Genomic DNA, 25944 nt, shown 5'->3' on the forward strand with positions numbered 1-25944 from the left:
ACAGCTGACTCCCAGTCAGACTGAACACGCTGGGCTTCATTGATAGAGTCCGTGATTTCACTTTGCAGACATTCGACGTACTCGTTCACGTCTTCAAAGTACTCATTTACTTCGTCTTGCGCACGCCCCATTTCTTCGTATGAAGCCGAGTAGCCACTAGGCAGATATGGTTTCGAAGGCTCGCTGCAGAAAACCATTGCTTGCGCCTGCCCCGAGAAAACCATGGAAATTATCGCCGTCGATAGAACTAGTCTCACTTGCTCAACCCGCCACTCACCGACGGCACGTCCCCCGCTGCAAACCCGTAATGCCGCAGCCAGCGCAGGTCGCTCTCAAAGAACGCCCGCAGGTCCGGGATGCCGTATTTCAGCATCGCCAGCCGGTCGATACCCATGCCGAAGGCAAAGCCCTGCCACTCGGCCGGGTCGATGCCGCCGGCCTTCAGCACCTTGGGGTGGACCATGCCGGAACCGAGGATCTCCAGCCACGACTCGCCCTGCCCGATCTTCAGCTGGCCGCCGGACCAGTCGCAGCGGATGTCGACCTCGGCGGACGGCTCGGTGAAGGGGAAATGCGAGGCGCGAAAGCGCAGCTCGACCTCATCGACCTCGAAGAACGCCCGGCAGAATTCTTCCAGCGTCCATTTCAGGTTCGCCATCGAGATGTCGCGGCCGATGGCCAGCCCTTCGACCTGGTGGAACATCGGTGTGTGGGTCTGGTCCATGTCCATGCGATAGACGCGGCCGGGGCAGATGATGCGCAGGGGCGCGCCCATCGCCTCCATCGCGCGGATCTGGACGGGGCTGGTATGGGTGCGCAGCACATGCGGCGGGCGGTCGTCGCCCGCGGCCCGCGCCATGAAGAAGGTGTCGTGTTCCTGCCGCGCCGGGTGTTCGGGCGGGATGTTCAGCGCGTCGAAATTATACCAGTCCGATTCGACCTGCGGACCCTCGGCGACGGAAAACCCCATGTCGGCAAAGATCGCCGTGACCTCGTCCATCACCTGGCTGACGGGGTGGATGCTGCCCGCCGGTCGCGGGCGGCCCGGCAGGGTCACGTCCAGCCATTCCGCCGCCAGCCGCGCATCCAGCGCCGCGTCGTCCAGCGCCAGCTTGCGGGCGCGCAGGGCGGCGTCGATTTCGTCGCGCAGGCGGTTCAGGGCGGCGCCGCGGGTCTGGCGCTCTTCGGGCGTCATCCGGCCCAGTTCCTTCATCAGGGCGCTGATCTCGCCCTTTTTCCCCAGCGCGGCCAGCCGCACCTCTTCCAGCGCGGCGGCGTCGGGGGCCTCGGCCACGCGGGACAGCCATGTGGAACGCAGGGTATCGGTATCGCTCATCTCGGGCCTCGGCTTGGTGCGGGCCGGGCCTAGCACGGGACGCGGGGCGTTTCTAGCGGGCGGGACTAACGCGGCGTGGCGCGCAGCCAGATGCCTCCGTCCGGGCGCAGGGTCAGGATCATCCGCGGCCGCGGCACCGCGCCCGGAACCCGCGCGAAATCGAACCGCGCCAGCAGCGTGGCCAGGATGATCGCGGCCTCTTGCAGGGCGAAATTGGCGCCGATGCAGATGCGAGGGCCGCCGCCAAAGGGCAGGAAGGCAAAGCGGTCGCGCTCGATCCCCGGCGCAAAGCGCTCGGGGTCGAAGGCGTCGGGATTGTCCCACAGCAGCCGGTGGCGGTGCAGCGCATAGATCGGCAGCATCACCGTGTCGCCGGGGCGGATCTCGCGCCCGCCCAGAGTATCGGCGCGGCGGGCGGTGCGCGACAGGAACGCGGCCGGAGGATACAGCCGCAGCGTCTCCTGCACGATCTGCTGGATATAGGGCAGCCGCGGCAGCTCGGCCGCGCCGATGCGAGGGCCGGCGGCCTGCGCCTCGGCCGCGGCGCGCGCCTGCACTGCGGGGTCGAAGGCGCAGAGATACAGCGCCCAGGACAGCGTCAACGCCGTCGTCTCGTGCCCCGCGACGATGAAGGTCAGCAGGTTGTCGCGCAGCTCGGCCGGGTTCATGCTGCGGCCGGTTTCCGGGTCCACGCCCCCCCGCAGCAGGTCCAGCAGGTCCGGCGGCACCCGCGGCCCGCGGCGGGCGCGTTCGGCAATGGCGCGGTCGGCCAGCAGCTTGGTCCGCCGCAGCGCACCCCCCGACACCAGCCGCCCGGGCCGCGGCACCCAGGGCGGCGCCCCCAGCACATCCAGCAGCGACACCCGCGCGGTCGAGGCGATGTAGCGGTCGATCGCCAGATGCACGGCCTCGCGGTCGAAACCCTCGTCGCCGGAAAAGGTCACGTCGCTGATCACGTCAAAGGTGGCGGCGACCATCTCCGCATAGGCGTCGAAGGGCTGCGGCGCGGCGGCGATGCGCGCGGCGGAAGCCTCGGCCGCCGCGGTCATCACCGGGGCCAGCGCCTCGACGTTGCGGGCGGCGAATGCGGGGGCGGCGGCCAGCCGCTGCCAGCGCCACTGCGCGCCCTCGGCCACGAACAGGCTGTCTCCGATGGCCGGTTCCAGGATCAGCCGCGTCACGTCGGATTTCGGATAATCCTCGACCCGGTCCTTCAGCACCCGCCGCAGCGCCGCCGGGTCCATCACCATATGCCAGCGAATCCCCAAGCGCCCCGAGACCATCGGCTGGCGCAAGGCCAGCTCGGGAATCAGCTCCAGCACATTGCGCCGCGCGGTCAGGGCCGAGCCGATGATGCCCAGCGGGCGGCTGGCCAGCGGCACCCGCGGCGGCAAATCGGACGAATGCGCGCTGTCGGTCATGCGCCTCAACCCCCGTTACCGGACAAGGGTTGCACAGTGCGCTGCCAGAGGCCACTCGCCCATGCCGCACCACCTCGCCGGCTCGCCAAGGCACCCGCTCCATCTTCTGTCTAAAAATATCCTCGGGGGAATCGTCGTATACGACGATGGGGGCAGACGGCCCCCGGCCTTGGGGCACGGCGCCCAGAAACGAAAAACCCGCGCCACAGGGGCGCGGGTCCATCCATTCCGAACTGCCGAAACCCTCAGGCCGCGGCTTTCGCCTGCGCCACGATGGCGTTGAAGGCGTCCGGTTCGTGCACGGCCAGGTCGGCCAGAACCTTGCGGTCCACCTCGATCCCCGCCTTGGTCAGCGCGGCGATGAAGCGCGAATAGGTCATCTCGGCGTCCACCGCGCGCACGGCGGCGTTGATCCGCTGGATCCACAGCGCGCGGAAATTGCGCTTGCGGGTCTTGCGGTCGCGGGTCGCGTACTGGTTGGCCTTGTCGACGGCCTGGGTCGCGGTGCGGAAGTTCCGCGAGCGGTTGCCGTAATAGCCCTTGGCCTGATCCAGGATCTTCTTGTGGCGGGCGTGGGTGACCTTGCCGGATTTCACTCGTGCCATGGTTCAAGTCCTCTCAGCGGTCGTAGGGCATGTATTTCTTGACGATCTTCGTGTCCGCCGCGGACAGGATCATGGTCCCGGTCACGTCGCGGATGAATTTCGTCGAGCGCTTGATCATGCCGTGGCGCTTGCCCGCCGGGCCGGCCTTGACCTTGCCGGTCGCCGTCATCGAGAACCGCTTCTTCGCGGCCGCCTTGGTCTTCATCTTCGGCATTTTCGTCTCCTTGTCAGAGTGAGCGCGCGACTCGGCAATGCCTTACCGGCCGGCCGCGCGGAGTCTTGAAGCGCGCCTGATAGCGGCGCGCCGGCGGATTGGCAAGGGCGGAACCGCCTACAGCCGGATTTCACCGCTCAGCAGCCGCTGCCAGGCCAGGCCCAGGTCCTGCACGCGGAAGGGCGTCGGTTCAAGCCAGGCGCCGGCGAACAGCGCGGCCACCCCGATCACGAAGGCGATGGCGGCGCCGCGCGGCGGTTCGGTCCGCGCCAGCGAGGCGATGGCCAGCACGACCGACAGCGCCATCAGCACGGTGCCCAGAAGGATAAGAAGATCGGACATGCTCGCTCCCTTGCTTGGGGTCCCGGATGCGGGGGCTTTAGTCCGTGTCGCTGCCCGAAAGCAACCTTTCGCCGCAGGAAGCGACGCGCAGGATGTTGGTCGATCCCGCAGTGTTGAACGGAACGCCGGCGATCACGATCACCTTGCGGGTGACGTCGGCGAACTCGAAATGCTGGGCGGCGGTGACCGCATTGTCCACCGCCTGCTTGAAACGCTCCAGCGCCGGGGTCAGCACGCAATGCGCCCCCCAGACCAGCGCCATGCGCCGCAGCACCGGCAACTCGGAACTCATCGCCATGATCGGCACCTTGGGGCGTTCGCGCGCCACCAGCCGCACCGTGGTCGAGGACTGGGTATAGGCGCAGATCACCGCGATATCGGTGGTCTCGGCGATCTCGCGCGCCGCCACGGCCATCGAATCCGCGACGCTGGTGCGGTTGGCGGTCCCGCGCGAGGCGTCGATCACGTCGCGATACACCGGATCCACCTCGACCGAGCGGGCAACGCTGTCCATCGTCTGCACCGCCTCGACCGGATAGCGGCCGGCGGCCGATTCGGCCGACAGCATGATGGCGTCGGCACCCTCATAGATGGCGGTGGCGACGTCGCTGACCTCGGCGCGGGTCGGCATCGGGCTTTCGATCATCGATTCCAGCATCTGGGTGGCGACGATCACCGGCTTGGCTGCCTGCCGGCAGGCGCGCACCAGCCGCTTCTGGATCGGGGGGACCGAATGCACCGGCAGTTCCACCCCCAGATCGCCGCGCGCGACCATGATCCCGTCCGAGACGGCGAGGATCTCGGCAAAGGCATCGACGGCGGCGGGTTTCTCGATCTTGGACAGGATCGCGGCGCGGCCCCGGACCAGATCGCGGGCCTCGGCCACATCCTCGGGACGCTGGACGAAGGACAGCGCGATCCAGTCCACCCCCAGCTCGCAGGCGAACTCCAGGTCTGCGCGGTCCTTGTCGGACAGCGCCGCCAGCGGCAGCACCACGTCGGGCACGTTGACGCCCTTGCGGTTGGAAATCGTGCCGCCGGTGGTCACCACGCAATCGGCGAAATCCTCGCCGCAATCCTCGACCCGCAGGCGGATCTTGCCGTCGTTGACCAGCAGCCGCGATCCGGGCTTCAGCGCCGCAAAGATTTCCCGGTGCGGCAGCTGCACCCGCTCCGGCCCGCCGGGCGCCGGGTCGAGGTCGAAGCGGAAGCGGTCGCCCTCGTTCAGCTCATGCGCGCCGGCGGCAAAGACGCCCACCCGCAGCTTGGGCCCCTGCAGGTCGGCCAGCACCCCGATGGGGCGGCCGGTCTCGGCCTCGATCCGGCGGATCATCTCATAACGGGCGCGCTGCTCGGACTGCTCGCCATGGCTCATGTTCAGGCGGAACACGTCGGCGCCCGCGTCGAACAGGGCGCGGATGGTGTCGAGGTCGCTCGACGACGGCCCCAGAGTCGCCACGATCTTGACATTGCGATGACGTCTCATCCCGGTTCCTTCCTGCAAGTTGCGGGCAAGCCGCGCTGTTTGCGCTATCACTACCCCCCCGCAGCGGGACGGGCAACTGGCGGCGGACGTGGCCGCGGGGTATATGCAGCCGCACCATGACCCCGCACGCCCCCTGCCCCGCCGACCCCGCCGCCTTTACCACCGAGGGCGAGGACCGCCCCTCGCGCTGGCTGGTCACCTGCGACCATGCCACCAACCGGGTGCCGGGGTGGGTGAACGGCGGCGATCTGGGGATCGCGGCGGCGGACATGGCGCGCCACATCGCCTTCGACGTGGGCGCAATGGGGCTGGCCTCGGCGCTGGCGGCGCGGCTGGGGGCGCCGATGATCGCCTCGGATTTCTCGCGGCTGGTGATCGACCCGAACCGGGGCGAGGACGACCCGACGCTGCTGATGCGGCTTTACGACGGCACGGTGATCCCGGCGAACCGCCATGCGGATACAGCGGAACGCGAGCGGCGGCTGGACCGGCTCTACCGCCCCTATCACCGGGAACTGGCGCGGCTGGCGGCGGCGCATCCGGCCCGCGCGATCTGCGCCGTCCACAGCTTCACCCCGCAGCTGCGCGGGCGGCCACCGCGGCCGTGGCTGGTCGGCATCCTCTATTCGCACCGCGACGAGCGGCTTGGCCCGGCGATGGTGCGGGCCTGCCGGGCGCAGGGCTGGGTCACCGGCGACAACCAGCCCTACAGCGGCCATCTGCAAGGCGATTCGATCGACACCCACGCGCTGGCCCACGGCCGCCCGAACCTGCTGATCGAGGTCAGGAACGACCTGATCCGCACCCCCGAGGGACAGCAGGAATGGGCCGGGCACCTGGCCCCGGTGCTGGAACGGGTGCTTTCCGACAGCGGCCTCTGACGCGGGGCGCTGCCCCGCACCCCGGGGTATTTCCACCAGAAAGAAGACCGGAGGCTGCTTCTTTCTGGTCCAAATACCCGATCCGGCAGCGCGGTCCGGCGAGGGGCCTGCAATCGGGTGCGTCAGAGAAAGCTCTGCGGATCGATATCCACCGCCAGCCGCAGATTGGCGGGCGCTTTCGGCGCGGCGGAAAGCCAGCGGGCGATGGCGGATTGCAGCGGCGCCTGGCGGGGCGCTCGGATCAGCATCCGCACCCGGAACCGCGCCCGCACCCGGGCGATGGGGGCGGGCGCCGGGCCGAACAGTTCGGCCCCGATTTCCGCCAAGGGCGCGGCGCGGCGGGCGAGCTCCTGCGCATAGCCCTCGACCACCGCCTGTTCGGGGTGCGACAGGATGATTCCCGCCAGCCGCGAAAACGGCGGCATCCCGGCGGCGCGGCGCGATTCGGCCTCGGCGTCCCAGAACGCCTCGTCGTCGCCCGACAGGATCGCGCGGATCACCGCGTGTTCGGGCTGGTGCGTCTGCAGCAGCGCCAACCCCGGGCGGTCCCCCGCCTGCCGCCCGGCCCGCCCCGCCACCTGTCGCATCAGTTGAAACGACCGTTCCGCCGCGCGCAGGTCCGCGCCTTGCAGCCCCAGGTCGGCGTCGATCACCCCGACCAGCGTCAGCGCCGGAAAATTGTGCCCCTTGGCGACGATCTGGGTGCCGATGATGATGTCGGCACCGCCCGCGGCGATGGTGGCGATGGTGTCCTTCAGCGCCCTCGCCGAGCCGTAGAGGTCCGAGGACAGCACCACCGCGCGCGCGTCGGGAAAGCGGGCGGCGACCTCTTCGGCCAGCCGCTCGACCCCCGGGCCGATGGCGGCCAGCTTGCCCTCGGCCCCGCAGGCGGGGCAGGCGGTGGGGATGGGGCGCGAGGCGCCGCATTGGTGACAGACCAGCCGCCGCTGGAAACGGTGTTCCACCATCCGCGCATCGCAATCGTCGCAGCCGATCTGGTGGCCGCAGCCGCGGCAGGTGGTCACCGGCGCATAGCCGCGGCGGTTGAGAAACAGCAGCGACTGTTCGCCGCGGCCCAGCCGTTCGGTCACCGCCGCGGCGAGCGTCGGGGAAATCCACTGTCCCGGGGTCATCTGCTCGCGCCGCAGGTCGATGGCGCGCATGTCGGGCAGCTCGGCCTCGCCGTAGCGGGCGCGCAGGTCCAGCCGATGGTACTTGCCGCTGGCTGCGTTCACCCAGCTTTCGACCGAGGGCGTGGCCGAGGCCAGCACCACCTGCGCGCCCTCGATGCTGGCGCGCAGCACCGCCATGTCGCGGGCGCTGTAATGAACGGTCTCGTCCTGCTTGTAGGAGCCGTCGTGTTCCTCATCCACCACGATCAGGCCGAGGTCGCGAAAGGGCAGGAACAGCGCCGAGCGGGCGCCGACGACCAAGCCGACCTCGCCGCGCCCGGCCATGTGCCACAGGCGGCGGCGTTCGCTGCGGGTGATACCGCTGTGCCATTCGCCGGGGCGGGCGCCGAAGCGGGCCTCCACCCGGTCCAGGAACTCGGCCGACAGCGCGATTTCCGGCAGCAGCACCAGCGCCTGCCTTCCCAGCCGCAGGCATTCGGCCACGGCCTCGAGGTAAACCTCGGTCTTGCCCGAGCCGGTGACCCCGCGCAGCAGGGTCGTGGCATAGCCGCCGCCGCGCAGCCCTTCGCGCAGCGTCTCGGCCGCCGCCGACTGGTCGGGGGCCAGCGGCTTTCCCGGAAGCGCGTGGTCGAGCCGCGGATAGGGCGCGTCCTTGGGCGCCATGGTTTCCACCAGCGTGCCGGCGGTGACCAGCCCCTTGACCACCGACACCCCCACCCCGGCCAGCTGCGCCAGTTCCGAGGGCGCGAACCCCGCCCCCCCGTGATCGTCCAGCACCCGCAGCACCGCGGCGCGGGCATCGGTCATCCGCGCGGGCGGCGGGCCGGCACGGTGGATCACCCGGCGCGCGGCCGGCGGCTGGTCCAGATCCGGCGCCCGCAGCGCCATGCGCAGCATCACCGGCAGCGGCGTCAGCGTATAGTCGGCGGCGCGCTGGATGAACTCGAGCATCGCCGGGGACAGCGGCGCGGCCTCGACCAGCCGTGCGATCGGGCGCAGCTTGGCCGCGTCGAACCCGCCTTCCCCCTTCCCCCAGACCACGCCCAGCACCCGGCGCGGCCCCAGCGGCGCCACCACCGGCTGGCCCAGCGCCACGCCGCCCTGAGGCGCGAGATAGTCGAGCAGCCCCACCGGCTCGGTCGTCAGCACGCCGATGCGGGCGCCTTGGGGGAAATGGGTGGCCATGCGGGTCCTGTCGCCCGGCCGCGGCCGGGCGTCAACGGTCAGATCTGCGACAGGAACGACCGCTTGACCACGAAGATCGTCACCGCGATGCCGATCACCGCGGGAACCATGGCGCCTTCGGAAAACGCCCAGACGGTCAGGCCGATCGCCACCGCCGTCGCGAGCAGGCGCAGGAACAGGGGCCAGTCGGTCATGGTCGCCTCCTCTTGCCGGGCTTGCCCCAGCCTGCACCGGGAGGCGGGTGAAAGGCAAGCCATGCGCCCGGCGCGGGGTGGAAGCGGGGCCCTGCCCCGCACCCCGGGACATTTTGGGGCAAGATGAAAGAGCCGGGCCGGCGCGAGGGCGAGGCGTCAGGCGTCGACCGGGACCATGGTTCCCAGCAGCGTGGCGACGTGCTTGCGGCCGCCCTGGTGGGTGGCGCCCTCGGCGAAGACGTCGGCCGCGACGGTGACGATGCGGCGGCCGGGGCGCAGGACGCGGCCCTCGGCGACCAGCCGCTCACCCACGGCGGGCGAGAGCAGGTGGATCTTCATTTCCGCGGTAACGACCTCGGCGCCCTCGGGCAGGGTGGTCAGCGCCGCGTAACCCGCAGCGCTGTCGCCGATGGCAAAGCTGACCGCGGCATGGGCGAAACCCTGCTGCTGCAGCACATGCGGCGCGATCGGGGCGGCGATGCGGGTGCGGCCGGGGCCGACGTCCTCCAGCGTCGCGCCCAGCGTCTGCATCATGGTCTGGCGCGCGAAACTGTCGCGCAGGCGGCGCTCGATCGCCTCGGGGGCGCGGTCGGGTGCCTCACCCAGCCCCAGCCCCTGCCCCTGACCCGTTCCCGGCGTCGCGTCATTCATTCGAACAATCCTCCCTGCGTGCTGTCCTGCGGGCGCGGCGCATCCAGCCCCAGATGCCGCCAGCCCGGCTGCCCCAGCATCCGGCCACGCGGAGTCCGCTGAATCAAGCCCTGTTGCAGCAGATAGGGCTCGATCACCTCTTCGATGGCATCGCGGCTTTCGGACAGCGCCGCGGAAAGGGTTTCCACGCCGACCGGGCCGCCGCCGTAATGCTGCGCCATCAGCGTCAGATAGCGGCGGTCGGCGCCGTCCAGCCCCAGATCGTCCACCCCCAGCCGGGTCAGCGCCATGTCGGCCAGCTCGCGGGTCAGCCGCCCGTCGCCCTCGACCAGCGCGAAATCGACCACCCGGCGCAGCAGCCGCCCGGCGATGCGCGGCGTCCCGCGGGCGCGACGCGCGATCTCGCGCGTGCCGGCCGGCTCGGCCGCGACTCCCATCAGCCGCGCGCCGCGGGCGACGATCAGGTCAAGTTCGTCCACCGTATAGAACTGCAGCCGCGTCGGGATGCCGAAACGGTCGCGCAGCGGCGTGGTCAGCAGCCCCAGCCGAGTGGTGGCGCCGACCAGGGTAAAGGGTTGCAGCTCGATCCGCACCGTGCGCGCGGCCGGTCCCTCGCCGATCACCAGGTCCAGCTCGAAATCCTCCATCGCCGGATAGAGGATCTCCTCGACCGCAGGGTTCATGCGGTGGATCTCGTCGATGAACAGCACGTCGCGGGCTTCGAGATTGGTCAGGATCGCGGCCAGATCGCCCGCCCGCGCCAGCACCGGCCCCGAGGTCATGCGGAAGTTCACCCCCAGCTCGCGCGCCATGATCTGCGCCAGCGTGGTCTTGCCCAGCCCGGGCGGCCCGTGGAACAGCGTGTGGTCCATCGCCTGCCCGCGCATCCTGGCGCTGTCGATGAAGACGCGCAGGTTGGCGCGAGCCTCGGCCTGGCCGACGAATTCTTCCAGCCGCTGCGGGCGCAGGGCGCGGTCTTCGGGCTCGCCCTCGATCGCTTCGCCGCGCAGGGCGGGGTCGGGGGTGGTCGGGGCGGGAATCATGCGCGCGGCACCCGCGGGATGCCGCTGCCCGCGGGCTGCATCTGCGCCAGCAGGTCGATGCGTTCCTGTGTCGAGGGGTGGGTGGCAAACAGCCGGTCCATGCGCATCGCCCCCAGCGGGTTGATGATGAACAGCGCGGCCGAGGCCGGGTTGCGTTCGGCCGGGATGTTCACCGTGCGCCCGGCCGCATTGGCGATCTTGGCCAGCGCCGAGGCCAGCGCCATCGGGTTGCCGCTGATCTCGGCCCCCGAGCGGTCGGCGACATATTCCCGCGAGCGCGAGATCGCCAGCTGCACCAGCGTCGCCGCCAGGGGCGCCAGGAACATCGCCAGCAGCGCCCCCAGCGCACCGCCCTGCCGTTCGCGGTTGCCCATGAACAGCATCATGTTGCCCAGCATGGCGATGGCGCCCGCCATGGTCGCGGTCACCGTCATGGTCAGCGTGTCGCGGTGGCGGATATGGGCCAACTCATGCGCGATCACGCCGGCCAGCTCGTCACGGTCAAGGATGCGCAGCAGCCCCTGCGTCACCGCCACGGCCGCGTGCTGCGGGTCGCGACCGGTAGCAAAGGCGTTGGGCTGGTCGGTAGCCAGCACATAGACCGCCGGCATCGGCAGCCCGGCGCGAGAGGCCAGCTGGCGCACCAGCCCGACCAGCTCGGGCGCCTGCGCCTCGGTCACCGGGGTGGCGCCGTGCTGGCGCAGCACCGCCTTGTCGCTGTTCCACCACGCCCAGACGTTGCCGGCCCCCGCGACCAGCAGCGCCAGGATCGCGCCCCCCTGCCCGCCGATCAGCCAGCCCATCCCCATCAGCAGCGCCGTCATCGCCGCCATCAGCAGGAATGTCCGCAGATTGCCCGTCATCTTGCCGCCCCCGATCCTCGCCTGCCTATTCCTTCGGCGCCAGCAGCCGCAGCGCCGCGCGGATCAGCGTGGGCGTGGCCGCGCCTGGGTCAAGCGCCGCGGCCTGCGCCACCGCCGCCGCCGCCTCGGAGGCAGCATAGCCGAGATTGGTCAGCGCCGACAGCGCATCCGCCATCGCCGCCGCCGAGACCGCCGGCGCCGCCGCGGGGGGCTGCGCGGCCGGGGCGGCCGCGGCGGCGGGGGCGGGCTCGACGCCCGGCCCGGCCGCAATCTCTGCCCCGCCGGCGCCCGCGTCCACGGTCAGCGCGCCGCCCATGGCGATGATGCCGGGGGCCTTGTCCTTCAGTTCCAGCACCACCCGCTGCGCCAGTTTCGGCCCGACGCCGGGGGATTTGCGCACCGCCGCCCAGTCGCCCAGCGCGATGGCGCGGCCCAGCCCCTCGGGGCCCAGCGTGCCCAGGATCGCCAGCGAGACCTTGGCCCCGATTCCCTGCACACTGGTCAGCAGCCGGTGCCATTCCTTTTCCAGCAGCGACGAAAACCCGAACAACTGCAGCAGATCCTCGCGCACCAGCAGCTCGGTATACAGCGCCGCCGCCTGACCGACGGGGGGCAGCGCCGCCGCGGTGCGTTCGTTGACATGGACGATGTAGCCGACGCCGCGCACGTCGATCAGCACGTGGTCGGGGGCGCGGTGCAGGATCACCCCGGCGATGCGGCCGATCATGCCACCACCTTGATGCGCAGGCTGCGGCCCTGCAGGTGGCGGGCGTGGCAGATGGCGATGGCCAGCGCGTCGGCGGCGTCGGGGCCGGCGATCTCGACCCCCGGCAGCTGAAAGCGGACCATATGCTCGACCTGTCCCTTTTGCGCGTGTCCGACCCCGACCACCGTCTTTTTCACCGCGTTGGGGGCGTATTCCCCGACCTTCAGCCCCGCCTGCGCCGGGGCCAGCAGCGCCACCCCGCGCGCCTGCCCCAGCTTCAGCGTGCCCACCGCGTCCTTGTTGACGAAGGTCTGCTCCACCGCCGCCGCCTCGGGTGAATGCGCCGCGATCACCGCGACCAGCCCGGCGTGCAGTTCGCACAGCCGCGCGGCAAGGCTGTCGGCGCGCGAGCGGATGATCCCGTTCGCCACGTGCCGCAGGCGCGAGCCGTCGGCGACGATCACCCCCCAGCCCATGTTGACCAGCCCGGGGTCGATGCCCAGGATTCTCATGCGCCGCACCCCTTCCCGCACGGCGCGGCCCCTGCCCGAAGCCCCGGCGCGACCACCTGCCGCGCCCCTGGGGCCGGGTTGCCGCAAAGCCCTTTCGGGTCCGCCCTCATGCCTGCCGCCTCTTGTTGCGTTTTCCCAAGCCGCTAGCACGAAACGCGAACATCGGCCAGCAATTTCGCCCGCTTGCTTGACATTCCCCGTGCAGGTCGGTGACTCAGGCCCGAAACGGGGGAACAATGACGCCAGCCTTGATCGTCGCACTGCCGTTTCTGGGGGCAGCGCTGCCGGGCCTGATGGTCCGCACCAGCCGCAACGCGGCCGCCATCGCCTGCGGCAGCTTCACCCTGCTGGCGCTGCTGGGGCTGATCGTCAACATCCCCGCCGTGCTGGCCGGAGAGGTGGTGGCCACCCGCATCCCGTGGATGTCCCAGATCGGGCTGGATGCGGATTTCATGCTGGACGGGCTGGGGCTGCTGTTCGGGATCCTGATCCTGGGGATCGGGCTGCTCATCATCCTCTATGCGCGGTTCTACCTGTCCCAACAGGACGCGGCGGGGCCGTTCTTCACCTATCTGATGCTGTTCCAGGGCGCGATGACCGGAATCGTGCTGTCCGACAACATCCTGATGCTGCTGGTGTTCTGGGAACTGACCTCACTGTCCTCGTTCCTGCTGATCGGCTTCTGGAAGCACCTGCCCGAGGGGCGGCAGGGCGCGCGCATGGCGCTGAATGTGACCGCAATGGGGGGGCTGGCGATGATCGCGGGCTGCCTGTTGCTGGGGCAGGTCGCGGGCAGCTATCGCCTGTCCGACATCATCGCGCAGCGCGAGGCGATCCAGTCCTCGGCGCTCTACCTGCCGGCGCTGTTGCTGATCCTGCTGGGCGCCTTCACCAAATCGGCGCAATTCCCGTTCCATTTCTGGCTGCCGCGCGCCATGGCGGCGCCGACGCCGGTCAGCGCCTATCTGCACTCGGCCACCATGGTGAAGGCCGGGATCTTCCTGATGGCGCGGCTGTGGCCGGCGCTGGCGGGCACGCCCGAGTGGTTCGGCATCGTCGCCACCGTCGGGCTGGTCACCATGCTGATTGGCGGCGCCATCGCGCTGTTCCAGGACGACCTCAAGGGGCTGCTGGCCTATTCCACCGTTAGCCACCTGGGGCTGATCACCATGCTGCTGGGCTTCGGGACCGAGGCCGCGGCCACCGCCGCCATGTTCCACATCGTCGCCCATGCCAGCTTCAAGGCCGCGCTGTTCATGGGCGCGGGCATCATCGACCACGCCGCGCATACGCGGTCGATCCGGCGGCTGGGGGGGCTGCGCACGCTGATGCCGCTGACCTTCGGGCTGGTGCTGATCGCCTCGCTGTCGATGGCGGGGATCCCGCCGTTCAACGGCTTCCTGTCCAAGGAGATGATGCTGGAACAGGCCGCCAGTGCGGCCGGGTTGTTCGGGGCGGTGGCGACGCTGGCCTCGGTGTTTTCGGTTGCCTATTCGCTGCGGCTGGTCGCGCATGTGTTCCTGGGGCCGGTGCGCCACGATTATCCCACCGCGCCGCACGACCCCGGCGCGGGGCTGTGGCTGGGGCCGGCGCTGCTGGTGGCGGTGGTGATCCTTAGCGGGCTGTTCCCGAATGCCACGCTGGGCTGGATCGTCACGGCGGCAGCCTCGGCGGTCACCGCGCAGGCGCTGCACCCGCATTTCGCGCTGTGGCACGGCGTGAACCCGGCGCTGCTGATGTCGGCGCTGGCCGTCGCCGGGGGTGCGGCGCTGCTGGTGCTGTGGCAGCCCGCCGACAGGCTGCGCCAGGCCCTGCCGCACATCGACGCCAAGGCGATGTTCGACGCCATCGTCGGCGCGGCCGAGCGTCTGGCCGCGGCCTTTACCGACGGGTTTTCCAACGGCTCGATGTCGCGGGCACTGGCGGCGCAGCTGCTGCTGGCGCTGATCTGCGGGCTGGCCGCTTGGCACAGCGGATTGGCAGGCCCCGCCGCGCGCCCGATGCTGCCGGTCACCCCGGTGGCGCTGGTCGGCTGGGTGATGATGCTGGTCGGCATCGGCACGCTGGTGGCGCTGCACCGCCGCCGCATCCTGGCGCTGGTGCTGGTGGGGATCGTCGGGCTGATCGTCTCGGTCACCTTCGTCTATTTCTCGGCCCCTGATCTGGCGCTGACCCAGATCTCGGTCGAGGTGGTCACGGTCATCCTGCTGCTGCTGGCGCTGAACTTCCTGCCCAAGCGGACGGTGCTGGATACCTCGGACCTCAAGCGCGGCAGCGACGCCTTTGTCGCAGCGCTGGCGGGGCTGGGGGTCGGCGGGCTGGCCTTCGCGATCATGCGCCGCGATTTCGCGTTCCCGTCGATTTCCGGCTACATGGTGGAAAACAGCTACAAGCTGGGCGGCGGCGACAACGTGGTCAACGTGATCCTGGTCGATTTCCGCGGCTACGACACCTATGGCGAAATCACCGTGCTGGGCATCGCCGCCCTGACCATCTTTGCCCTGACCGAGACGCTGCTGGGCGGGCGCGGCGCGCACCGGCTGCACCAATGGGTGCGCGACATGCGCCGCGCCGGCGACCGCCACCCGCTGATGCTGGGGGTGGCGACGCGGGCGCTGCTGCCGCTGACGCTGGTGGTCGGGCTCTACATCTTCCTGCGCGGGCACAACGCCCCGGGCGGGGGCTTCGTCGCCGGGCTGATCGTGTCGGTGGCGCTGGTGATGCACTACATGGCCTCGGGGTTTGCCTGGGCGATGCAGCGCCAGTCGATCCCCTATCACGCGCTGATCGCGCTGGGGGTGCTGGCGGCAGGCGTCACCGGCGCGGGGGCGTGGTTCGCCGGGCAGCCGTTCCTGACCTCGGCCTTCGGCTATGTGCATCTGCCGGGGATCGAGCCGATCGAGCTGGCCACCGCCATGGGCTTCGACACCGGGGTGTTCCTGTGCGTGGTGGGCGCGGTGATGCTGGCGCTCAATTCGCTCAGCCGGATCGCGCGCGAGGCGGGGCGGGACCATGCCGCCGCCGATGCCGCCGCGCCCATCCCAGCAACCCAAGCGTAAGGAGGCCGGCAGGATGGAGTTCCTCATCGCCTCGGCCATCGGCAGCCTGACCGCCGCCGGAGTCTATCTGTCGCTGCGCAAGCGCAGCTTTGCCGTCGTGCTGGGTATGACGCTGCTGACCTATGCCACCAACCTGTTCCTGTTCGTCACCGGCCGGCTGGTGATCGACCAGCCGCCGGTGCTGCGCGAGGGCGTCACCGCCTATACCGACCCGCTGCCGCAGGCGCTGGTGCTGACCGCCATCGTGATTTCCTTTGGCATGACCGCGGTGGTGGTGATGATGGCGCTTGGCAGCTTCATCGAGGGGGGCGACGACCGCATCGACCTGCCCCGCCGCGACCGCGAGGGGCCGGGCGCATGAACCACTGGCTTGTCGTCCCCGTGGTGCTGCCGGCCTTCGCCGGGCCGCTGATCGTGCTGGCGATGCGGCACGATCTGGTGCTGCAACGGGTGTTTTCCACCGCCGCCACCGCCGCGCAGCTGTTGCTGGCGCTGTGGCTGCTGCTGCAATCCATGGGCGGAGAGATCCAGGTCTATCGCCTTGGCAACTGGGCCGCGCCCTTCGGGATCGTGCTGATGCTGGACCGGCTGGCGGCCCTGATGCTGGTGCTGGCCGGGGTGCTGGGGCTGGTGATCCAGCTTTACGCCATCGGTTCCGGCTGGGACCGGCGCGGGCGGCATTTCCATTCGCTGTGGCAGTTCCAGCTGATGGGGATCAACGGCGCCTTCCTGACCGGCGACGCCTTCAACCTGTTCGTGCTGTTCGAGATCCTGCTGATCGCCAGCTACGGGCTGATGATCCACGCGGGCGGAGAGCTGCGGCTGCGCGCCGGCGTGCAATATGTCGTCTACAACCTGCTGGGGTCGTCGCTGTTCCTGGCGGCGCTGGGGACGCTTTATGCCGTCACCGGCACGCTGAACATGGCCGACATGGCCGCCAGGATCGCCCTGCTTCCGGCCGAGGATACCGCCCTGCTGCGGGTCGGCGCGGTGCTGCTGATGCTGGTGTTCGCGGTCAAGGCGGCGCTGGTGCCGCTGCATTTCTGGCTGCCGGCCACCTATGCGCGGGCGCCGGGGCCGGTGGCGGCGCTGTTCGCCATCATGACCAAGGTCGGCATCTACGGGATCATCCGCTTTTTCACGCTGGTGTTCCCCTCGGACGACGCGCTGATGCGGCTTGCCGCCGACATCCTGCTGCCGGCGGCGCTGGTGACGCTGGTCGTGGGCCAGCTGGGGGTGCTGGGCGCGCGCCACATGGGGCGGATGACCGCCTTCGCCGCGCTGGGGTCGGTGGGGACGGTGATGGTGGCGGTGGCGCAGTTCCAGCCAGCCGGGCTGGCGGCGGGGATCTGGTATCTGGTGCATTCGACGCTGGCTACCGCGGCGCTGTTCCTGGCGGTGGACCTGATCGGCACCCGCCGGCAGGGCGGCAGCCTGTGGCTGCGACCGGCGCCGCCCATCGTGCAGGCGGGCATCGTCGCCGCGCTCTATTTCGCCGCCGCCATCGCCATGGCCGGGCTGCCGCCGCTGTCGGGGTTCCTGGGCAAGCTGGCGGTGCTGCAATCCGTGCGCGAGGGCGACCTGACGGCGCTGATCTGGACGGTGATCCTGGTCACTTCGCTGTTCGGGATCGTGGGGCTGACGCGGGCCGGCTCGATCGTGTTCTGGAAGGCGCATGAGGACGGCACCCCAGCCCCCCACCCCGCCGAAGAGCCGCAGCCGGATGCGCCGGGCTTCCCCTCGGCCGCGCTGGCGCTGACCTCGGTCGGGGCGCTGATTGCCGCGATGGTGGTGCTGACGGTGCTGGCCGGGCCGATGATGCGGTTCGCGCAAGACACTGCCGCGCAGCTGAGCGACCCGCAGCGCTATATCGAGGCCGTCCTTGAACGGCAGGAGGGGGTGAAATGATCCGCCGCATCCTTCCGCATCCGCTGCTGTCGCTGTTCGTGGCGCTGATCTGGATGCTGCTGGTCAACCGCTTTGCCTGGGGCTCGCTGCTGTTCGCGCTGGCGCTGGGGGTGATCATCCCCATCGTCACCGCAAGCTACTGGCCCGACCGCGCCCGCATCCGCAACCCGCTGGCGATCGCGGGCTATGTCGTGATCGTCCTGCACGACATCATCAAGGCCAATATCGACGTGGCGAAGATCGTGCTGTTCAAGCCCTCGCGCGATCTGCAGCCGGCCTGGCTGGTGGTGCCGCTGGAGATCACCACCCCCGAGGCCATCGCCGTCCTGATGGGCACCATCACCCTGACCCCCGGCACCGTCAGCTGCGACCTGGCCGAGGACGGCAGCGCGCTGCTGGTCCACGCGCTGCACTGCCCCGACCCGGAAAGCACCATCGACGAGATGAAGACCCGCTACGAGGCCCGCCTGAAGGAGATCTTCCTGTGAGCATCCTCAACCTGGCGCTGCTGTTCGCCTTTGGCTGCTTTTCGCTGGCGCAGCTTCTGTGCCTGTACCGGGTGATGCGGGCCACCGGCTTTTCCGACCGGGTGCTGGCGCTGGACACCATGGCGATCAACATGATCGCGCTGCTGACGCTGTTCGGCATCCAGCGCGGCGCGCAGGTGTATTTCGAGGCCTCGATGCTGTTTGCGATGGTCGGATTCATCTCGACCGTCGCATTCGCCAAGTTCATCCTGCGCGGGGATATCATCGAATGAGCATCCTCGGCGAAATCCTGATCGCGGCGCTGCTGGTGTCGGGCGGCGTCTTCGGGCTGGTCGGGGCCTGGGGGCTGGTGCGGCTGCCCGACATGATGACGCGGCTGCACGGGCCGACCAAGGCGGCGACGCTGGGGGTGGGGTCGGTGCTGATCGCCTCGATGCTGCATTTCTGGCTGCACCACGGGGTGCTCAGCTGGCACGAGTTGCTGATCACCATCTTCGTGCTGATCACCTCACCCATCACCGGGCTGTTCATCGCCAAGGCGCATATGCACCTGTCCTGGCAGCAGGGCGAGCTGCCACGCCCGCCCTCGGGGGTGGAGTGGTGCACCTATGGGCGCGGCGCGGAAAACAGCCCCATCGTGACCGTGGACGGGCCGGAGAAACCCTGCGAGTGACGGGCTGCGGCACTGTGTCTGAGCATCTTCGGGCGCGGAGCCGCTTTCCCTGAAAACGCTTCAGCGCCGCGGATGCGCGGCGCGGTGCACGGCCAGCAGATGCGCGTCATCGACGCCGGTATAGACCTGCGTCGTGGACAGGCTGGCGTGGCCCAGCAGCTGCTGGATGGTGCGCAGATCGCCCCCCGCGGCCAGCAGATGCGTGGCGAAACTGTGGCGCAGCGCGTGGGGGGTGGCAGTCTCCGGCAGCCCCAGCGATTGCCGCAGCTGGGCCATGGTCCCCGCCACCGCCCCCGGGTTTAGCCGCCCGCCCCGCACGCCCCGGAACAGCGGTCCATCCGCCGCCAGCGGCCAGGGGCAGAGCCGCAGATATTCCGCCACCGCCTCGCGGGCCACGGGCAGCACCGGCACGATCCGCTCCCGCCCGCCCTTGCCGCGGATCAGCAGCGATTCGCCCAGCGGCCAGTCGGCGCCATCCAGCGCCAGCGCCTCGCCGATGCGCAGCCCCAGCCCGTAAAGCAGCGTCAGCACCGCCACGTCGCGGGCGGCGACCCAGGGGGTGGGGTGCTGCGCGCCCGCCAGATCCAGCACGGCGCGGGCCTGTTCGGGGGCGATGGGGCGGGGCAGGCTGCGAAGGTAGCGCGGGCTGCGGGTGGACAGCGCCCGGCTGGCGTCGAAGCCCTCGCGGTCGCTCAGCCAGCGCAGGAAGCTGCGCACCGCCGACAGCCGCCGAGCCAGGCTGCGCGCCGACAGGCCGCGCCGGCGTTCCTCGGCGGCAAAGCCGCGCAGGTCGGTCTGGGTCAGGGCGGCCAGCGCGCCGGGCAGCGCCGGGGTGCCGTGATACCCGCCCAGAAACCCCAGAAACGCCAGCAGATCGGCCTGATAGGCGGTGATCGTGTGTTCGGAGCGCCCGCGCAGCGCACGTTCGCTGTCCAGCCAGCGCGCCAGCGCGTCGGCCATCGCAGGGGCCAGCGCGAGCGGCCCCTGCCCGTTCATTCCCGCAGCCAGCCGATCAGCACCAGCCGCAGCACCTGCGCAAAGAACCGCAGCAGGTCGGTGGCCTGTGCCGGGGAAAACCGCGACGGGTCCAGCGAGCCCATCACCAGCAGCGCCGGCCGGGCGTCGGGGCCAAGGTCCAGCGGCAGCAGCGCCTCGGAGGCGACCTCGGTGCCGTGGATGCCGCGGGTCTCGGCGCTGGCGCGGCGCAGCACGATGTCGTCGCCGCGCGGGGCCTTGCGCCCGGCGGCGATGATCCGCCCGACGCTGCCTGCGGGCACCACCACCAGCGGCCCGCCGTCGCCGGCCACCGGCGCCGATTCGGCCGATTCCATCACCAGCCGCAGCGTCTCGACCCGCAGCACCGGGGCCACGTCGGTTTCCAGCGCCTCGAGGAAGCTGGCGAAATCCACCGGCTCCAGCAGCGACAGCACCGCGCGGTGGATGGTCTGCGTCCCCGCCTGGTTTTCGTAGGCGGCCGAGATCACGCTTTCATGCGCCGATTCCAGCCGGTCGAGCCGATGTTCCAGCGCCTCCATCGCGCGGCCGCGAATGTCGATGACATTCTCGCCCAGCTCGGCCTCGCGCGCCGCGACCAGCGCCCGCATCAGGTCGCGGTCCGACAGGATCAGCGCCGGGTCGGCCAGCAGCCGCGCGCGGGTGGCGTCGTCCAGCGGATCGGTCATGCGCCGATCTTCTGGCCGGTCTTGGCCCAGTCGGCGTTGAACAGGTCCAGCCCCTTGTCGGTCAGCACATGGCTGGCCATCGCCTTGATGACCGAGGGCGGGGCCGTGATCACATCGGCGCCGACGCGCGCGCATTCGATCACATGGTTGACCGAGCGGATTGAGGCCGCCAGCAGGTTGGTTTCATAGCCGTAGTTGTCATAGATCTGGCGGATGTCGGCGATCAGCTCCATCCCGTCCAGTCCGATGTCGTCCAGCCGCCCGATGAAGGGGCTGATGAAGGTGGCGCCGGCCTTGGCGGCCAGGATCGCCTGCGCGGGCGAGAAGCACAGGGTCACGTTGACCATGTGGCCGTCATCGGTCAGCGCCTTGCAGGCCTTCAGCCCGTCCCAGGTCAGCGGCACCTTGACGGTGACGTTGGGGGCGATCTCGGCCAGGTGCTTGCCCTCGCGGATCATCCCCGCGGCGTCCGAGGCGACGACCTCGGCCGAGACCGGGCCGGGAACCAGGTCGCAGATCTCGCGGGTGACCTCGGCGATGTTGCGGCCGGACTTGAGGATCAGCGAGGGGTTGGTCGTCACCCCGTCCACCATGCCCAGTTCGTGCAATTCGCGGATCGCGGCGATGTCGGCGGTGTCGACGAAGAATCTCATGGGAGGCACCTGTGCTGGCCGAAAGGGTTGGCAGGGGTTTATCGCAGAAGGGGCCGGGCGGGAAGGGCAGCGTCCGGCGGGTTCGGGCATAACTTCGCCGGTCTGCCAAAGCGGACCGGCACGCGCCCGCCCGCCCCACGGCGGGCGCGTTGCGCCCACCCGGGCGGACGCGTGCCTATGTCGTGCCGGCTTGGCGGGGGTGCCCGGAAACCGGGCCCCACCCCCGTTTCCTTCCGCTCAGGGCGTCAGCCCCTGCGGTTCCGCCAGCCCATTGACCCGCGCGGTCGCGGTCAGGGTGTTGGCCAGCAGGCAGGCGATGGTCATCGGCCCGACCCCACCCGGCACCGGGGTGATCGCCCCCGCCACCTTGCGCACCGATTCAAAATCCACGTCGCCGACCAGCCCCGCCTCGGTGCGGTTGATGCCGACGTCGATCACCACCGCGCCCGGCTTGATCCAGTCGCCCTGCACGAAGCGCGGCCGCCCCACCGCCGCCACCACGATATCGGCGCGTCGGCACAGCGCCGGCAGATCGGTGGTGCGCGAATGCGCCACCGTCACCGTGGCGCTGTCGGCCAGCATCAGCTGCGCCATCGGCTTGCCGACGATGTTGCTGCGCCCGATCACCAGCGCATCCTTGCCGGAAAGCGAGCCCAGCCGGTCGCGCAGCAGCATCAGGCAGCCCAGCGGCGTGCAGGGCACCATCGCCCTTTGCCCCGTCGCCAGCCGCCCGGCGTTCAGCACGGTGAACCCGTCCACGTCCTTTTCCGGCGCGATGGCGTTGATCACCGCAGTCTCGTCCAGATGCGCGGGCAGCGGCAGCTGCACCAGGATCCCGTTCACCGCCGCATCCGCATTCAGCCGCGCGATCAGCGCCAGCAGCTCTGCCTGCGATGTCTCGGCCGGCAGCCGATGCTCATAGCTGTTCATCCCGACCTCGACCGTGGCGCGGCCCTTGGAGCGCACATAGACGGACGAAGCAGGATCCTCGCCCACCAGCACCACCGCCAGGCCGGGCGTGACCCCGTGGTCGGCCTTGATCCGCGCCACCTCCTGCGCGATCCGCCCGCGCAGCCGTGCCGCAAAGGCCTTTCCGTCGATCAGCGTTGCAGGTTGTGCCAGTTCACCCGTCATCGTCTTCCCCCAGCGCGCGTGCTTCCTGCGCGATGAAATGGTCCATCATCAGCCGCCACAGCGCCTCGGCCAGGTCGGGGTCGTAGCCCGCCTGCAGGGCATTGCGGCGGGCGTTGGCGGCGACTTCCTCGACGCGAGACTCGATGCGGGCGGGCAGCCCGGCCCCGGCCTTGATCTCGGCCGCGCGGTCGATCAGCCGCGAGCGGCGGCCCAGCAACGCCGCAAGCTCGCGGTCCAACCGGTCCATCTCGGCCCGCAGCGCGGCCATGTCGGTCAGATGCGCATAGTCGTCCGTCATGGCGCGCTGATTGCCCGGGTGGCGCGCCCGGCGCAACCCCCGACGCCGCCGCACCCCGCGCGGCCGCCGCGACGGAAACGAAAAACCCCGGCACGGCGGCCGGGGTTTTCGCGGATCGGATGCAGCCTCAGGCGCTGGGGATCGGCTGCGGACCGCCGGCGGCCGGGGGCACCCGCGGCACCGCCGGGACCGAGGGGATCACCGTCCCCGCAGGCCCGTCGTCGCTGCCGCCCAGATCCTCGCCCCGGATCACCCGGCCGATTTCCTCGCCGGTCAGGGTCTCGTGCTCCAGCAGGCCCTTGGCCAGGCGCTCGAACTCCTCGGATTTCTCGGTGAGGATGCGATAGGCGGTCTCATACCCCTCGTCGATCAGGTCGCGGACCTCCTGCTCGATCAGCTCCTTGGTGGCGGTGCTGACCGAGAAGCCGCCGGTGTTGCCGGAATAGCCCTCATGCGCCTCGGCGTAATCGACAGCGCCCACCTTGTCGGACATGCCCCAGCGCATCACCATGGCACGGGCCAGCGCGCTGGCCTGCTGGATATCGCCGGCGGGGCCGTTGGACACGCCTTCCTCGCCGTATTTGATGATCTCGGCGGCCTTGCCGGCCATGGTCATGGCGATCTTCTGCTTGGCCTCGTCCTTGTGGTAGTTCAGCCGGTCCATCTCGGGCAGGGAAACCACCATCCCCAGGGCCGAGCCGCGCGGGATGATCGTCGCCTTGTAGACCGGGTCGCATTTCGGAAGGCTAAGCCCGACGATGGCGTGGCCGGCCTCGTGATAGGCGGTCTTTTCCTTCTGCTCGGGGGTCAGCACCATGCTGCGGCGTTCCACGCCCAGCATCACCTTGTCCTTGGCGTTCTCGAAATCCTCCATGGTGACGAAGCGGCGGCCGATGCGGGCGGCCATCAGCGCGGCCTCGTTCACCAGGTTCATCAGGTCGGCACCCGAGAACCCCGGCGTGCCGCGCGCGATCAGCCGCAGGTCGACGTCGGGCCCTTGCGGCACCTTGCGGGCATGGACGCCCAGGATCTTTTCGCGACCCTTGATGTCGGGGTTCGGCACGTGGATCTGGCGGTCGAAGCGGCCCGGGCGCAGCAGCGCCGGGTCCAGCACGTCCTTGCGGTTGGTGGCGGCGATGATGATGATGCCTTCGTTCGCCTCGAACCCGTCCATTTCCACCAGCAGCTGGTTCAGGGTCTGCTCGCGTTCGTCGTTGCCGCCGCCGATGCCGACGCCGCGGGCACGGCCTACCGCGTCGATCTCATCAATAAAGACGATGCAGGGGGCGGATTTCTTGGCCTGCTCGAACATGTCGCGCACCCGGCTGGCGCCGACGCCCACGAACATTTCCACGAAGTCCGAGCCCGAGATAGTGAAGAACGGCACCCCGGCCTCACCCGCGATGGCGCGGGCCAGCAGGGTCTTACCGGTGCCGGGCGGGCCGACCAGCAGCGCGCCTTTCGGGATCTTGCCGCCCAGGCGGCTGAACTTCTGCGGGTTGCGCAGGAACTCGACGATCTCTTCCAGCTCTTCCTTGGCCTCGTCGATACCGGCCACGTCGTCAAAGGTGACGCGGCCGTGTTTTTCGGTCAGCAGCCGCGCCTTGGACTTGCCAAAGCCCATGGCGCCGCCCTTACCGCCACCCTGCATCCGGTTCATCATGAAGATCCAGACCCCGATCAGCAGGATGAACGGCAGCCACACCCCCAGCAGCGACATGAAGCCGGACTGCTGCTGGCGCTCGACCTTGACCTCGATGTTCTTGTCGATCAGCCGGTCGGCGATGTCCTCGCCCAGCGGCCGCACCGTCGCATAGCGCCGCCCGTCCGAGCCGGTGATCAGCACGTTCTCTCCGTCGATGGTGACGGCGCCGACCTGATCGTTCTGGACCCGGTGGATGAAATCCGAATAGGGGATCTGCGTGCTGTTCATCTGCGCGCTGTTGCCGCCAAAGGCGTTGAACAGGGCAAGAATCATCAGGAACAGGACCACCCAGAAGGCGATGTTGCGCGCGTTGCCCAAGGGCTTGTCCTCCGCGGGATGGAAAGTCTTTCGGTCAAAATAGGGGCTGGCGGGGCCGGTATCAATGCGATCGCAGGATCGCCGCGAACTCGGGCAAGCCGCGCAGCGGGATGGCGCTGATTTCCCGGCGATCCAGCAGCGGCATGATCGCCCGCCCGCCTGCGGTCACCAGCGGCGAGGACGCCAGCGCCACCAGCGGCAGCCCGGCCGCGCGCCAGTCCCGCGCCACCACCTCGGCCTCGCCCGCCGCGGTGATCTCGGCCCCTTCGGGCACCCCCTCCAGTCGCCAGCGCCGGTCCCACAGCAACGTCTTTGGTGCATAAATATCCCCGGGCTTGTGAGCGCCCGGAATAGAGGGCGGATCAGAAAACAGCCCCCAAGGCTGTTTTCCCGCCGGATGGTCCGGTGGACTGTTTTCAGCGAACAAGGCCACGGCAGTGGCTCCGGGGCAGAGCCCCGCTGCAACCGTGCCGCCACGCGCGGCGGCGGCGGGTTCGCGCAGGAACTCGACCACGCCGCCCCGCACTCGGGCGATCACGCCCTCCAGCGTCCCCTGCCCGCCCGCCAGCAGCGTCGCGAGCAGCCGCGCCGCATCTTCGCCGCGCGGCGGGTAATCGGCGCCGGTCACCCAGCGCAGCGCCGCCAGCAGCAGGCGGCGGCGGATCTCGGGGGTGCTGTCCTGCAACGCCGTCAGCGGCAAGCGCAGCATCCCGCGGTCGGCGCTGGCCCCGGCGGCGGCGGCCACGGCGGCTTCGGCCAGCGCCGCGCGGGCATCGGCCAGATGCGCGGCCGAGCGCGCCAGCGCCGGCACCGGCAGCGCCAGCGCGGCGATGGCGCGGCGGACCCGCACCCGCTCATACCCCGGATCGTCGTTCGAGGGATCGTCCGCCCAGGCGATGCCCCGCCCGCGCAGCCAGTCGCGCAGGGCTTCGCGCCGCAGCCCCAGCAGCGGCCGCAGCCACAGCACCCCGCCCTGCTGCCGCGAGTCGGCCATGCCGGACAGCCCGTCCAGCCCCGCGCCACGTGAAAGCCGCATCAGCAGCGTCTCGGCCTGATCGTCCTGGGTATGGCCCAGCGCCACCGCCCCCAGGCCGCGCGCCGCGGCCCAATCGGCCAGCAGCCGCAGCCGCGCCCGGCGGGCGGCGTCCATCAGGTTGCCGGGCACGTCTCTGCCATGGTCCCAGACCAGGACCTCATGCGCGATGCCCAGCGCGGCGCAGCTGCGGGCGACGGCCTCGGCCTCGGCAGCGGATTCGGGGCGCAAGCGGTGGTCGACGGTGGCTGCCTCTATGCGGATACCGCGGGCGCGCGCCCATGCGGCCGCCAGATGCAGCAGCGCCAGCGAATCGCTGCCGCCGGAGACCGCGACCCCCAGCGCCGGCAGATCGCCGGCCAGCCGGTCCAGCGCAGCCGCCGCGGCCTGCGGCACCGCATCGGCCGAAGAAGCGGGCACG

At 70.2% G+C, this 25944-nt stretch carries 27 protein-coding genes; 7 read left to right on the forward strand and 20 right to left on the reverse strand.

Annotation, left to right across the window (positions count from 1 at the left end):
* Nucleotides 1-253: 253 nt before the first annotated feature.
* The 6 genes from pheS to pyk form a co-directional block, all read right to left on the reverse strand.
* Nucleotides 254-1336 (reverse strand): phenylalanine--tRNA ligase subunit alpha, encoded by a 1083-nt coding sequence (gene pheS / locus BUB57_RS11455; protein ID WP_073067098.1) that lies wholly within the window; start codon nt 1334-1336, stop codon nt 254-256.
* 65 nt (nt 1337-1401) lie between these two features.
* Nucleotides 1402-2757, reverse strand: coding sequence for a cytochrome P450 (locus BUB57_RS11460; protein ID WP_073067100.1), 1356 nt, complete (start codon nt 2755-2757; stop codon nt 1402-1404).
* A gap of 245 nt (nt 2758-3002) precedes the next feature.
* Nucleotides 3003-3362, reverse strand: coding sequence for a 50S ribosomal protein L20 (gene rplT / locus BUB57_RS11465; protein WP_073067102.1), 360 nt, complete (start codon nt 3360-3362; stop codon nt 3003-3005).
* 13 nt (nt 3363-3375) lie between these two features.
* Nucleotides 3376-3576, reverse strand: a complete 201-nt coding sequence (rpmI, locus tag BUB57_RS11470) for a 50S ribosomal protein L35 (RefSeq protein ID WP_073067104.1) — start codon at nt 3574-3576, stop codon at nt 3376-3378.
* 117 nt (nt 3577-3693) lie between these two features.
* Nucleotides 3694-3918 carry a hypothetical protein gene (locus BUB57_RS11475; protein ID WP_073067106.1) on the reverse strand — a complete coding sequence of 75 codons (225 nt, stop codon included), beginning with the start codon at nt 3916-3918 and terminating at the stop codon, nt 3694-3696.
* 37 nt (nt 3919-3955) lie between these two features.
* A complete protein-coding gene (gene pyk / locus BUB57_RS11480; RefSeq protein WP_073067108.1) occupies nt 3956-5404 on the reverse strand; it encodes a pyruvate kinase in 1449 nt (482 codons plus the stop codon).
* A 116-nt stretch (nt 5405-5520) separates the two neighbouring features.
* Between pyk and BUB57_RS11485 the strand changes: the two genes are divergently transcribed.
* Nucleotides 5521-6285, forward strand: a complete 765-nt coding sequence (locus BUB57_RS11485) for an N-formylglutamate amidohydrolase (protein WP_073067110.1) — start codon at nt 5521-5523, stop codon at nt 6283-6285.
* Between the two features lie 122 nt (nt 6286-6407).
* On the opposite strand, the gene BUB57_RS11490 is transcribed toward BUB57_RS11485, so the two are convergent.
* The 7 genes from BUB57_RS11490 to ruvC form a co-directional block, all read right to left on the reverse strand.
* On the reverse strand, nt 6408-8603 hold the full coding sequence (locus BUB57_RS11490; RefSeq protein ID WP_073067112.1) for a primosomal protein N': 2196 nt from the start codon (nt 8601-8603) through the stop codon (nt 6408-6410).
* Nucleotides 8604-8641: 38 nt separating this feature from the next.
* Nucleotides 8642-8797 carry a hypothetical protein gene (locus BUB57_RS16790; protein WP_159435571.1) on the reverse strand — a complete coding sequence of 52 codons (156 nt, stop codon included), beginning with the start codon at nt 8795-8797 and terminating at the stop codon, nt 8642-8644.
* A gap of 156 nt (nt 8798-8953) precedes the next feature.
* Nucleotides 8954-9331 carry a PaaI family thioesterase gene (locus BUB57_RS11495; protein ID WP_073067287.1) on the reverse strand — a complete coding sequence of 126 codons (378 nt, stop codon included), beginning with the start codon at nt 9329-9331 and terminating at the stop codon, nt 8954-8956.
* Between the two features lie 113 nt (nt 9332-9444).
* On the reverse strand, nt 9445-10491 hold the full coding sequence (gene ruvB, locus BUB57_RS11500; RefSeq protein ID WP_073067114.1) for a Holliday junction branch migration DNA helicase RuvB: 1047 nt from the start codon (nt 10489-10491) through the stop codon (nt 9445-9447).
* Nucleotides 10488-11354 carry a M48 family metalloprotease gene (locus BUB57_RS11505; RefSeq protein ID WP_073067116.1) on the reverse strand — a complete coding sequence of 289 codons (867 nt, stop codon included), beginning with the start codon at nt 11352-11354 and terminating at the stop codon, nt 10488-10490. Before BUB57_RS11505 ends, ruvB begins: the two co-directional genes overlap by 4 nt.
* Before the next feature lie 25 nt (nt 11355-11379).
* Nucleotides 11380-12081 carry a Holliday junction branch migration protein RuvA gene (ruvA, locus tag BUB57_RS11510; RefSeq protein ID WP_073067117.1) on the reverse strand — a complete coding sequence of 234 codons (702 nt, stop codon included), beginning with the start codon at nt 12079-12081 and terminating at the stop codon, nt 11380-11382.
* Nucleotides 12078-12572: a crossover junction endodeoxyribonuclease RuvC gene (ruvC, locus tag BUB57_RS11515; protein ID WP_073067120.1), complete on the reverse strand. Its 495-nt coding sequence runs from the start codon at nt 12570-12572 to the stop codon at nt 12078-12080. Before ruvC ends, ruvA begins: the two co-directional genes overlap by 4 nt.
* Nucleotides 12573-12808: 236 nt before the next feature.
* On the opposite strand from ruvC, the gene BUB57_RS11520 reads away from it, so the two are divergent.
* From BUB57_RS11520 to BUB57_RS11545, 6 genes are read left to right on the forward strand one after another with little or no spacing between them, the layout of a single operon-like run.
* Nucleotides 12809-15631, forward strand: a complete 2823-nt coding sequence (locus tag BUB57_RS11520; RefSeq protein ID WP_073067122.1) for a monovalent cation/H+ antiporter subunit A — start codon at nt 12809-12811, stop codon at nt 15629-15631.
* A 13-nt stretch (nt 15632-15644) separates the two neighbouring features.
* On the forward strand, nt 15645-15992 hold the full coding sequence (locus BUB57_RS11525) for a Na+/H+ antiporter subunit C (RefSeq protein WP_073067124.1): 348 nt from the start codon (nt 15645-15647) through the stop codon (nt 15990-15992).
* Nucleotides 15989-17539 (forward strand): monovalent cation/H+ antiporter subunit D, encoded by a 1551-nt coding sequence (locus BUB57_RS11530; RefSeq protein WP_073067126.1) that lies wholly within the window; start codon nt 15989-15991, stop codon nt 17537-17539. Before BUB57_RS11525 ends, BUB57_RS11530 begins: the two co-directional genes overlap by 4 nt.
* Nucleotides 17536-18027: a Na+/H+ antiporter subunit E gene (locus BUB57_RS11535; RefSeq protein WP_073067127.1), complete on the forward strand. Its 492-nt coding sequence runs from the start codon at nt 17536-17538 to the stop codon at nt 18025-18027. The genes BUB57_RS11530 and BUB57_RS11535 overlap by 4 nt, the downstream gene beginning before the upstream one ends.
* 2 nt (nt 18028-18029) lie before the next feature.
* Nucleotides 18030-18299: a K+/H+ antiporter subunit F gene (locus tag BUB57_RS11540; RefSeq protein ID WP_073067289.1), complete on the forward strand. Its 270-nt coding sequence runs from the start codon at nt 18030-18032 to the stop codon at nt 18297-18299.
* Nucleotides 18296-18700: a Na+/H+ antiporter subunit G gene (locus BUB57_RS11545; protein ID WP_073067129.1), complete on the forward strand. Its 405-nt coding sequence runs from the start codon at nt 18296-18298 to the stop codon at nt 18698-18700. Before BUB57_RS11540 ends, BUB57_RS11545 begins: the two co-directional genes overlap by 4 nt.
* A gap of 60 nt (nt 18701-18760) precedes the next feature.
* On the opposite strand, the gene BUB57_RS11550 is transcribed toward BUB57_RS11545, so the two are convergent.
* The 7 genes from BUB57_RS11550 to tilS all read right to left on the reverse strand — a co-directional run bounded on the left by BUB57_RS11550 (nt 18761) and on the right by tilS (nt 25943).
* Nucleotides 18761-19696, reverse strand: a complete 936-nt coding sequence (locus BUB57_RS11550) for a tyrosine recombinase XerC (RefSeq protein ID WP_073067131.1) — start codon at nt 19694-19696, stop codon at nt 18761-18763.
* Nucleotides 19693-20382, reverse strand: a complete 690-nt coding sequence (locus BUB57_RS11555; protein ID WP_073067133.1) for a DUF484 family protein — start codon at nt 20380-20382, stop codon at nt 19693-19695. Before BUB57_RS11555 ends, BUB57_RS11550 begins: the two co-directional genes overlap by 4 nt.
* A complete protein-coding gene (fsa, locus tag BUB57_RS11560) occupies nt 20379-21035 on the reverse strand; it encodes a fructose-6-phosphate aldolase (RefSeq protein ID WP_073067134.1) in 657 nt (218 codons plus the stop codon). The genes BUB57_RS11555 and fsa overlap by 4 nt, the downstream gene beginning before the upstream one ends.
* A gap of 237 nt (nt 21036-21272) precedes the next feature.
* Nucleotides 21273-22169 carry a bifunctional methylenetetrahydrofolate dehydrogenase/methenyltetrahydrofolate cyclohydrolase FolD gene (folD, locus tag BUB57_RS11565; protein ID WP_073067136.1) on the reverse strand — a complete coding sequence of 299 codons (897 nt, stop codon included), beginning with the start codon at nt 22167-22169 and terminating at the stop codon, nt 21273-21275.
* Nucleotides 22159-22467: a chorismate mutase gene (locus BUB57_RS11570; RefSeq protein WP_073067138.1), complete on the reverse strand. Its 309-nt coding sequence runs from the start codon at nt 22465-22467 to the stop codon at nt 22159-22161. Before BUB57_RS11570 ends, folD begins: the two co-directional genes overlap by 11 nt.
* A 127-nt stretch (nt 22468-22594) precedes the next feature.
* A complete protein-coding gene (gene ftsH, locus BUB57_RS11575) occupies nt 22595-24490 on the reverse strand; it encodes an ATP-dependent zinc metalloprotease FtsH (protein WP_073067140.1) in 1896 nt (631 codons plus the stop codon).
* A gap of 61 nt (nt 24491-24551) precedes the next feature.
* Nucleotides 24552-25943, reverse strand: coding sequence for a tRNA lysidine(34) synthetase TilS (tilS, locus tag BUB57_RS11580; protein WP_234952057.1), 1392 nt, complete (start codon nt 25941-25943; stop codon nt 24552-24554).
* Nucleotide 25944 lies beyond the last annotated feature (1 nt).

The organism is Paracoccus solventivorans, assembly GCF_900142875.1.
Taxonomy (GTDB): Bacteria; Pseudomonadota; Alphaproteobacteria; order Rhodobacterales; family Rhodobacteraceae; genus Paracoccus; species Paracoccus solventivorans.